We start from the raw sequence: 9017 nt of genomic DNA, 5'->3' as shown, positions 1-9017 counted from the left end.
ACGCTGGAGAGTGTCCATGCGCACGCACATACCACCTGGTACCCCCCACCAAGGAGCCCCCACGTGACCGTCACCCCCGTCGAGGCCGCCTCCCGCGCCGCCCAGATCCTCGCCCGCCCGGCCACCATCAACGGACTCACCGTGCCGAACCGCATCGCGATGGCGCCGATGACCCGGATGTTCTCCCCGGGCGGCGTCCCCGGTGAGGACGTGGTGTCGTACTACTCCCGCCGGGCCGCCGCCGGAGTCGGCCTGATCGTCACCGAGGGGACGTACGTCGGTCACGACTCCGCCGGGCAGAGCAGCCGAGTGCCCCGGTTCCACGGCGAGGAGCAGCTCGCCGGATGGGCGAAGGCCGCCGACGCGGTGCACGCGGCGGGCGGCACGATCGTGCCCCAGCTGTGGCACATCGGCATGGTGCGCAAGGCCGGCCAGCCGCCGTTCGCGGACGCCCCCGCCGTCGGCCCCTCCGGGCTGCGCATCGGCGAGGACGAGGTCACCGGCACGGCCATGACCCGGCGCGACCTGGACGACGTCATCGGCGCCTTCGCCCAGGCCGCCGCGGACGCCGAGCGCATCGGCTTCGACGGCGTGGAGATCCACGGCGCCCACGGCTACCTCGTCGACCAGTTCCTGTGGTCCGGCACCAACCGCCGCACCGACGCCTACGGCGGCGACCCCGTGGCCCGCACCCGGTTCGCCGCCGAGATCGTGGCCGCCGTACGGGAGAGGGTCTCGCCGGAGTTCCCCGTGATCTTCCGCTACTCGCAGTGGAAGCAGGAGGCCTACGACGCCCGCCTCGCCGAGACCCCCGAGGAGCTGGAGGCGATCCTCGCCCCGCTCGCCTCGGCCGGCGTCGACGCCTTCCACGCCTCCACCCGCCGCTACTGGCTCCCCGAGTTCGACGGCTCCGACCTCAACCTCGCCGGCTGGACCAAGAAGCTGACCGGCCGCACCACCATCACCGTCGGCTCGGTCGGCCTCGACGGCGACTTCACCAAGGCGTTCCTGGGCGAGGGCGCCCCCGTCGGCAGCCTCGACAACCTCCTCGACCGCCTGGAGCGCGACGAGTTCGACCTCGTCGCCGTCGGCCGCGCGCTGCTCCAGGACCCGCTGTGGGCCGAGAAGGTCCTCGCCGGACGCTTCGACAGCCTCGCCCCCTACGACGCGGCGTCGCTGAAGACCCTGAGCTGACCCCGCCCGCTCGCGGTGCGCACCACGGCGTACTGTCCGTGGGATGACGATCCCTGGACCCGTGGAGTCAGTGGAACCCGTGGTGCGCACGGCCGCCGGTGCGGTGCGCGGGCGAGGGGAGGACGGGCTGACCGTCTTCCGCGGCATCCCCTTCGCCGAACCCCCGGTGGGCGCGGGCCGGTTCGCCGCCCCGCGCCCCGTCCGCCCCTGGGACGGCATACGCGACGCGTACGCGTTCGGCCCGCCGCCCCCGCAGGACCTCGGCATCGCGCCCCCGGCCGGTGCGCTCCCCCAGGGTGACGACTGGCTGACGGTCAACGTCTGGACGCCGGAGCCCGATCCGGCCGCCCGCCGCCCGGTGATGGTGTGGATTTACGGCGGCGCCTACAAACTCGGCCACTCCGGCAGCCCCGGCTACGACGCCCGCCGCATCGCCGTCGACGGCGACCTCGTCGTCGTCACCTTCAACTACCGCCTCGGCATGGAGGGTTTCGCCCACATCGAGGGCGCCCCCGCCAACCGGGGTCTGCTCGACCAGGTGGCCGCGCTGGAGTGGGTACGGGACAACATCGCGGCGTTCGGCGGCGATCCGGGTCGGGTCACCGTCTTCGGGGAGTCCGCGGGCGCCGGTTCCGTGGCCGCGCTGCTCGCCATGCCGAGCGCCGCCGGACTCTTCGGGCGGGCCATCGCGCAGAGCGTGCCGGGCACCTTCTTCTCGCCGGAACTCGCCCGGGACCTCGGTACCGCCCTCGCCGCCGAGGCCGGTCTGCGCCCCACCGTCGCCGACCTCGGCGCCCTCGCTCCCGAGCAGCTCGTCAAGGCCGGTCAGGCCCTCGCCCCGAAGATGCCCGGCCGCGTCGACCGCTGGGGACAGGCCGCGCCCACCGTCACGCCGTACGCCCCGGTCGTCGACGGCGAGGTCCTGCCGGTCACACCCTGGCGGGCGCTGACTTCCGGCGCCTCCCGCGACGTCGACCTGGTCGTCGGTCACAACCGCGACGAGAACCGCCTGTTCACCGCGATGGCCGGAAAGCTCGGCGAGATCGGCGAGGAACGGGCGGGGGCCGCCCTGCGCCTGTACGCGCCGGGCGGCGAGGCGGCCTACCGGGCGGCGTTCCCGGGCGCCTCCGCGAACGACCTCTACGAACGCGTCCAGACCGACTGGCTGTTCGGCATGCCCTCCCTGCACCTGGCCGAGGCGCATGTGGCGGGCGGGGGCCACGCCCACGTCTACGAGCTGACCTGGGCGGCCCCGGCCGACGGCGGCGCCCTCGGCGCCTGTCACGCCCTGGACGTCCCGCTGCTCTTCGGCACGTTCGGGGCCGACCTCGGCCTCCTCGTCTTCGCCGGTGCGGAGCCGTCCCCGGAGGCGCTGGCCCTGTCCTCCCGTTTCCGGTCCTCCTGGACGGCGTTCGCGCGCACGGGCGACCCGGGCTGGCCCGCGTACGACACGGAACGCCGCCTCGTCCAGGTCCTGGACGCCGAGCCGGTCGTCGCGCCGTACCCGGAGGAGAGGTCCCGACGCCTGTGGGAGGGCTACGAGTTCCCGCCGCTGCCCCTCGTGGGACGGGGCGCGTGAGCGCCGGACGCTCACTGCGGCCGCTGCTGCTGCTCGCGCCCCTGGCGCTGCTCGTCGCGGGCTGCGGGGTGGCCGAGCCGTCCGAGGAGAAGGCGACGGACGCGGCCCGCGAGGTGGCCAGGACGGTGGGCGAGCGACTCTACGGCCAGCGTCCGCGCACGGCGGACGAGGCGGGGCGCGAGGCCGCCGGTATGGACGGGGTGGAGGTGATGCGGGTCGACGGCACCTCGTCCCACGACGGGGACGGCCTCGAACTGGTCGTCCGCACGTCCGGCACGGCGTTCAACTCGACCTTCGACATCGAGGAGGTCACCGTACGGCGGTGTTTCGCGGTCCGCGTGTCATCCCGGTCCGAGTGGCGCGAGAAGCCCCGTGACGTGGACTGCCCGGACAGCCTTCCCCTGGTCTTCGGCCCGCCGCCCGAGCCGCCCCAGCTGCCCGAAAAGGAACTGCGCGCGAAGCTGCCCCGGGTGCCGGAGGGCGGCCGTGCCGACGAGGCGGAGGTGCGGCGCGTGATCGCCGGGCTGGACATGGACCCGGCGATCCGCAGCGAGGTGAAGGCGGACGGCGGACGGGTCGGCGTGCTCCTGCTGGTGCCGGGCGACGGCTTCGGCCCGCAGGACTGCGTCCTCGCCCGGGTGGACCCCGGCGCGACCGAGGTGTGGGTACCGCCCCGGGTCCAGCGGATGCGGGGGGAGGCCGGCTGCACGGTGTCCAACGCCCTGCACCCGGCGCCGCCGCCGCACTGAACGCCCGACGCCGGGTCAGGACGCCTTGAGGGCGCCTATGAAGGCGGTCCAGGCGGCGGCTTGGAAGCGGAGGGTTGGTCCGTCGGGGTTCTTGGAGTCGCGGACGGGGGTGGTGGTGGGGTTGCCGACGGCTACTTCGAGGCAGTCGCCGCCACTCCCGCCGCTGTAGCTGGACTTGTGCCAAGTCGCCTCAGGGGTACTCCTCATGGGCGTAATCCTGCGCCATCGCCTCGATCAGGGCCAGGGACTTCTGTGGGGAGAGGGCTTCGGCGGTCAGAAGCTCGTAGGTGTGACGTTGGTACCTGACGGTGGTGGGATCGTCCTCCAACCGTCCGGTGCCGACTCCCTCGAAGTAGAGCAGAGGAGGCGCGTCCTTGAAGTCCATCAGCTTGATGGAGCCCTCCATCGACGCATGGGCACCGGCTTTGAGCGGCAGGACCTGCACGATGGCCCGGCTTCGCCGGATGATGCCGATCAAGTGGTGCAGAGCTTCTGCCATCACTTGGCGCCCGCCCGTCTCCCGGCGCAGTGCGGCCTCGTCGAGCACCACCCACAACAACGGATTCGTTGGATCGTCGAGGATGCGGGCCCGCTCCATTCGAGCCGCCACCAGCTCGTCCACCTTCTCATTCGGCCCCGTGGGTCGATAGGCGCGGAAAACTGCCCGCGCGTACGCGGGGGTCTGAAGCAGGCCTGGGATCAGCAGTGGAGCGTACTGCCTGATTGCGGTTGCCTGCGCTTCCGCCTCCGCGGCCTCGGCGAAGTGCTCGGGATGTCTGGACTTCGCCGAAGCCGCGCAGTTGCGCCGGAAGAAGTCCTCCGTCCCGAGGGCGTCGTCCAGCAGACCCGCGTACTCGCGCTGCATCCTCCTCGTCCCGGACTCCAGCTGGCCGATGAACGAGCCGCTGACGAACAACCGTCCGCCCAACTCCTCCTGGCTCAGCCCGGCCTTCTCCCGCGCGTGGCGCAACTCCGCACCCAGCAGGGCGCGGGGGGACGACGAGGGGTCGAGGTCTTTCGGTCCAGGCATGGCAACGGAACTCCCGGTCGTACAGCAGGGGTTGTTGGGCCTCCCTCTCTGGCCAGGTTAGAGGCGGACCGGACACGCTGTGTCGCGAATCACGAACTCAGCGTGGAGGTGGAGGAAAGGTGCGGTCGACCGAGGAAATCGTCGAGTCCCTGCGGCAGGCACTCCTGGGCGCGGGCGTCGTCCTGCCGTCCCTGTGCGTCGATCCGGTGACCGGCGCGAGTGACGAGCCGTTCGCCCTGGTCGAGCTGGGGCGCTGCAACGTCCGGGTGGCCGAGCGGCTGGCGTCGGTGGTGCGGGGTGAGCGGCCGGCGGTCGGCACGCACGCCGTGGACGCGCGGGACGGCCGGGTGGGGGAGGTGATGGGGCACGTCGGCGGCAGCGTGCAACTGCGGCCGGTCGGCGGGGGCCGGGAGTGGGACTGCCCGCACGGGTCGGTGACGGCGGCGGGGACGGACGAGGTGATGCGGGCCAGACTGCGGCACACGAACCACGAGAGCGCGCGGGGCTAGACCGGTCATGGTCACCGGGCCTCGCGTCAGGCCGCCGCGCTCCCTGGACGAGCTGGTGTCGGCAAGACGACGGTCTGGGCGCTGCTGCGCTCCGCGGTGCATCCCGCACCGGAGGGAGACCCGCACCGCCGCGCGGAGATCACCGAGAGTAACCTGACCGCCGTATGGGCCAACTTCGCCCAGCGCGGATACCGGCGTCTCCTCTACACGAACACCCTGAGCGCGCTGCCGCAGGCGACGGACGGGCGGCCGTCACCTCTCCGTGAGAGGCGGCCAGCCGCGCAGCGCCAGGTCGGCCACCTGCCGGAGGTCGTCCCGGGTGGCGCCGCCGGCCGCCTGGACGGCGATGCCGTTACCGACGGTCATGAGGTAGCGGGCCAGGAGGGCCGGGTCGGTGCCGGGGGGCAGGTCGCCCTCGTCGACGGCACGTTGGAAACGGTCCTGGAGCCGGTCGACGCCCCCGTTGCGCCAGTCGGCGAGCAGGTCCCGGGCGGCCCGGCCCGACTCGCCGGCGGCGAGGGAGCCCTGGACGCCGAGACAGCCGCTCGGGCAGCCCGGGCTGGTGGTGGTCCGCACCGAGCCGTTCAGGAAGGCGGTGGCGACCTCGCGGGCGGTCGGCTCCTTCAGGGCCCGGGCCAGGTAGGCGGCGGGGCCCTCCTCGTAGCGCTCCAGGGACCTGCGGAACAGGTCCTCCTTGTTGCCGAAGGCCGCGTACATGCTGGTGCGCGTGATGCCCATGGCGTCGGTGAGGTCGGTGAGGCTGGCGCCCTCGTAGCCGTGCTCCCAGAAGACCCGCATCGCGCGCTCCAGCGCCTCGTCGGCGTCGAAACCCCGCGGCCGGCCGACCGGCGCCTTCTTCCGTCCCGTCTCCATGGCACCGAGCATACCTCTTCTGTACCGATCGGTTCTGAAGTGCTACGGTCGTTGTTCGGTACCGATCGATACTTAAATCGACGGAGGTCATTCCCATGGGACAGTTCGACGGCAAGACCGCGGTGATCACCGGCGGCAGCAGCGGGATCGGCCTGGCGACCGCCGTGCGGCTGGCGGCCGACGGGGCGCACGTGTTCATCACCGGGCGGCGCAAGACCGAGCTGGACGCCGCCGTGGAGACCATCGGCGCGGAGCGGGCGACCGCGGTGGCGGGGGACATCGCCGACCAGGCCGACCTGGACCGGCTCTACAACGCGGTCCGCGCCCGCGGCCGGGGGCTCGACGTGCTCTTCGCGAACGCGGCGACCGGCTCCTTCGCCACCCTGGAGCAGACCACCGAGGAGCACTACGACCAGACCTTCGGGGTCAACGTGCGCGGCACCGTGTTCACCGTGCAGAAGGCGCTGCCGCTGCTCAACGACGGCGCCTCTGTCATCGTCAACACCTCGGTCCGCGCCGACGACGGGGTCGAGGCCTTCGGCACGTACGCGGCGACCAAGGCGGCGGTTCGTTCGTATGTCCGGACCTGGGCGAACGAGCTGAAGGGCCGGGGCGTGCGGGTCAACGCCGTCTCTCCGGGGACCATCGCCACTCCCGCGCTCGACGCGGTGGCCGCCACCTCACCGGACCCGGAGGCGACCAAGGCGCGGTTCGCCGCGGGAGTCCCCCTCGGCCGGACGGGGCGCCCCGAGGAGGTCGCGGAGGTGGTGGCCTTCCTGGCCTCCGGGCAGAGCAGCTTCGTGCTCGGCGTCAACTGGCACGTGGACGGCGGCGAGAACCAGCTCTGAGCCGCCGGGTCACTCCCGGTCCGGCACCACGATCCGTTCGACCGCCGCCGTCACCAGCCGGTCGCGCTCCTCCTCGGTGAACACGTCCGGGAGGGTGAGCTGTTCGACGATCAGCCAGTTCAGGGCGAGGTAGAGCAACTTGACGGCCATGGCGTCGCCCGGGAGCCCCGACCCCTCGTGGTACGCGACGTTGGCGTCCACGTCCTCGCGGATGCGCTCGGTCAGGACCGCGCGCAGGCCGGGGCGCCGGGTGGCCTCCAGCCGCAGTTCGAGCAGGGCGAGGTAGCCGGAGCGGAAGGAGGAGACGCGGTCCACGAGTTCGCGCATCAGCCGGACGTAGGTGTCGCGGTTGTCGCCGCCCGCGCGCTGGCGGGCGATCGTCGCCTCGTCCGGGTGGAGGCGCTCGTAGACGCGGGCGCCGGTCTGGGTGAGCAGGTCGTCGCGGTTGGCGAAGTAGTTGGACGCGGTGCCGGCCGGGACGGCGGCCTCGGCGTCCACCGCCCGGAAGGTCAGCCCCCGGGCGCCCTGCGCCGCCAGCACCTCGATGGCGGCGTCCACGAGGGCGGCGCGCCGCAGGTCGTTCCGTCTGACCACCTCAGAGGCCGCCCATCGGTTCGATGTCGACCCGCACCGGTGTGCCCCACACCCGCAGCACCTCGTAGTCCGTGAACTCGTGGACCAGCCGGTACGCCATGGCCGCGCGCGGGGCGCGCAGTTGGGCCGCGATGTACAGCTCGGCCTCGCGGCGGTCGCGGCGCGGGGTGCCGCACAGCTGCCACGCCTGCCCGTTCCACAGCTCGGGCAGCCAGCGCTGCTGGGGCTGCGGACGGTCGCCCCGCACCCCGTAACGGGACTGGACCGGCTCGGCGGGCCGGGCCGGGAGGGGGCCGCCGTTGTACTCGGCGCGGCGGGCGCTGCGGCGGCGGGTCTCGCACAGCAGGCAGCGGTCGGGGGCGGCCTCGTCGACCGGTCCCGTCGGGTGCTCCGGGCAGCGGGTGGTGGGGGCCGCCGTCGCGACGCTCTCCTCCAGCAGGTCCAGCGCGCGCTTCACGTCCGCGCGGACCTCGTGCAGCTTGGCGTCGGGGGTGTCACCGGTCAGGGCCTCGCCGTGCTCACCGAGGAGACGCAGGGCGCGGCCCAGGGCGGTCAGCTGGGCGTGGTTCATGTTCTTCAGAATCGCACACGCCGCCGACGGCCCCGGGCCACCGGCCCTGGCGCGGGTCAGCCGTCCGCCGCCGCCAGCGCGGCCCGCAGGTGGCCGTCGGAGTCCGCCAGGAGGCGGGCCGCGGTCGGGCCGTCCACGTCGGCGAGGAGGACCAGGATCGCGTGCTTGACCTCGCCGTCGGTGGCGGTCAGCGCGCGCTCGATGTCGGCGTCGGCGGCGCCGGTGGCGAGCGCGACGATCCGGCGTGAGCGGGCGCGCAGCTTCTCGTTGGACGCGCGCACGTCCACCATCAGGTTCCCGTACGTCTTGCCGAGCCGGACCATGGTGATCGTCGACAGCATGTTGAGGACCAGCTTCTGCGCGGTGCCGGCCTTCAGGCGGGTCGACCCGGTGATCAGCTCGGGCCCGGTGACGACCTCGATGCCGTGCTCGGCGGCGGCGGCCAGCGCGCTGCCCTCGTTGCAGGCCAGCCCCACGGTCAGGGCGCCGACCGCGCGGGCGTGCTCGACGGCGCCGACGGCGTACGGGGTGCGGCCGGAGGCGGAGACGCCGACCACCGCGTCGTCGGCGGTGAGCCCGAGGGCCTCCAGGTCGGCACGGGCCAGCTCGGGCGAGTCCTCGGCGCCCTCGATCGAGGTGACCATGGCGTCCGGGCCGCCCGCGATCAGGCCGACGACCTGCCCCGGGGCGGTGTTGAAGGTGGGCGGGCACTCCGAGGCGTCCAGCACCCCGAGCCGTCCGGCGGTCCCGGCGCCCGCGTAGACCAGCCGCCCGCCGCGCGCCATCCGGGCGGCCACGGCGTCGATGGCACCGGCGATCTCCGGCAACCGCGCGGCGACGGCGGCGGCGACGGCGGCATCCTCACCGTTCATCGTCCGCGCGATGTCGAGAGTGTCCAACTGATCGATCTCGGCCAGCTCGGGCCGAAACGCCTCAGTGGCAAGGCTCTCCAACTGGGAACGGAGATCGGGGTGATGGGGGGTTGCAGTCATCAGGAAACGGCTCTTTCCAAGGTCGGTCTCTTTATTACCCCAGGGGCGCGGGGAACTGCGCGACCAGCCACGACGGGC

At 73.2% G+C, this 9017-nt stretch carries 11 protein-coding genes; 5 read left to right on the top strand and 6 right to left on the bottom strand.

What is annotated here, in order from left to right:
• Positions 1-63 precede the first annotated feature (63 nt).
• From ACFC1X_RS31840 to ACFC1X_RS31830, 3 genes are read left to right on the top strand one after another with little or no spacing between them, the layout of a single operon-like run.
• The gene (locus ACFC1X_RS31840; RefSeq protein WP_376360351.1) at positions 64-1194 is read left to right on the top strand and encodes an NADH:flavin oxidoreductase; all 1131 of its coding nucleotides are present in this window, start codon (positions 64-66) and stop codon (positions 1192-1194) included.
• A gap of 43 nt (positions 1195-1237) precedes the next feature.
• Positions 1238-2773: a carboxylesterase/lipase family protein gene (locus ACFC1X_RS31835; protein ID WP_376360349.1), complete on the top strand. Its 1536-nt coding sequence runs from the start codon at positions 1238-1240 to the stop codon at positions 2771-2773.
• Positions 2770-3522: a translation initiation factor IF-2 gene (locus ACFC1X_RS31830; RefSeq protein WP_376360346.1), complete on the top strand. Its 753-nt coding sequence runs from the start codon at positions 2770-2772 to the stop codon at positions 3520-3522. Before ACFC1X_RS31835 ends, ACFC1X_RS31830 begins: the two co-directional genes overlap by 4 nt.
• A 15-nt stretch (positions 3523-3537) precedes the next feature.
• Here ACFC1X_RS31830 and ACFC1X_RS31825 read toward each other — a convergent pair whose 3' ends face one another.
• Positions 3538-3729 carry a DUF397 domain-containing protein gene (locus ACFC1X_RS31825; protein ID WP_376360343.1) on the bottom strand — a complete coding sequence of 64 codons (192 nt, stop codon included), beginning with the start codon at positions 3727-3729 and terminating at the stop codon, positions 3538-3540.
• The gene (locus ACFC1X_RS31820; protein ID WP_376360341.1) at positions 3713-4552 is read right to left on the bottom strand and encodes a Scr1 family TA system antitoxin-like transcriptional regulator; all 840 of its coding nucleotides are present in this window, start codon (positions 4550-4552) and stop codon (positions 3713-3715) included. Before ACFC1X_RS31820 ends, ACFC1X_RS31825 begins: the two co-directional genes overlap by 17 nt.
• A 119-nt stretch (positions 4553-4671) precedes the next feature.
• Here ACFC1X_RS31820 and ACFC1X_RS31815 point away from each other — a divergent pair, with 119 nt between their 5' ends.
• Complete coding sequence (locus ACFC1X_RS31815; protein ID WP_376360338.1) at positions 4672-5061, top strand: hypothetical protein; 390 nt, start codon at positions 4672-4674, stop codon at positions 5059-5061.
• Positions 5062-5313: 252 nt separating this feature from the next.
• Here the strand turns inward: ACFC1X_RS31815 and ACFC1X_RS31810 are convergent, their stop codons facing one another.
• Positions 5314-5934: a TetR/AcrR family transcriptional regulator gene (locus tag ACFC1X_RS31810; protein WP_376360335.1), complete on the bottom strand. Its 621-nt coding sequence runs from the start codon at positions 5932-5934 to the stop codon at positions 5314-5316.
• 95 nt (positions 5935-6029) lie between these two features.
• Here ACFC1X_RS31810 and ACFC1X_RS31805 point away from each other — a divergent pair, with 95 nt between their 5' ends.
• Positions 6030-6782: an SDR family NAD(P)-dependent oxidoreductase gene (locus ACFC1X_RS31805; RefSeq protein ID WP_376360333.1), complete on the top strand. Its 753-nt coding sequence runs from the start codon at positions 6030-6032 to the stop codon at positions 6780-6782.
• A 9-nt stretch (positions 6783-6791) separates the two neighbouring features.
• Here the strand turns inward: ACFC1X_RS31805 and ACFC1X_RS31800 are convergent, their stop codons facing one another.
• Genes ACFC1X_RS31800 through murQ form a run of 3 tightly spaced genes read right to left on the bottom strand, consistent with a single transcriptional unit; the run spans position 6792 to position 8939 of the window.
• Complete coding sequence (locus tag ACFC1X_RS31800) at positions 6792-7376, bottom strand: TetR/AcrR family transcriptional regulator (protein WP_376360330.1); 585 nt, start codon at positions 7374-7376, stop codon at positions 6792-6794.
• Position 7377: 1 nt separating this feature from the next.
• Positions 7378-7947, bottom strand: a complete 570-nt coding sequence (locus ACFC1X_RS31795; RefSeq protein ID WP_376360327.1) for a hypothetical protein — start codon at positions 7945-7947, stop codon at positions 7378-7380.
• Positions 7948-8003: 56 nt separating this feature from the next.
• Positions 8004-8939, bottom strand: coding sequence for an N-acetylmuramic acid 6-phosphate etherase (gene murQ / locus ACFC1X_RS31790; RefSeq protein ID WP_376360324.1), 936 nt, complete (start codon positions 8937-8939; stop codon positions 8004-8006).
• Between the last annotated feature and the right edge of the window lie 78 nt (positions 8940-9017).

It is taken from the genome of Streptomyces sp. NPDC056128 (assembly GCF_042263835.1).
Lineage (GTDB): Bacteria > Actinomycetota > Actinomycetes > Streptomycetales > Streptomycetaceae > Streptomyces.
Note: the sequence above shows the minus strand (reverse complement) of the source record. Positions and strands in the feature narration are given on the sequence as shown.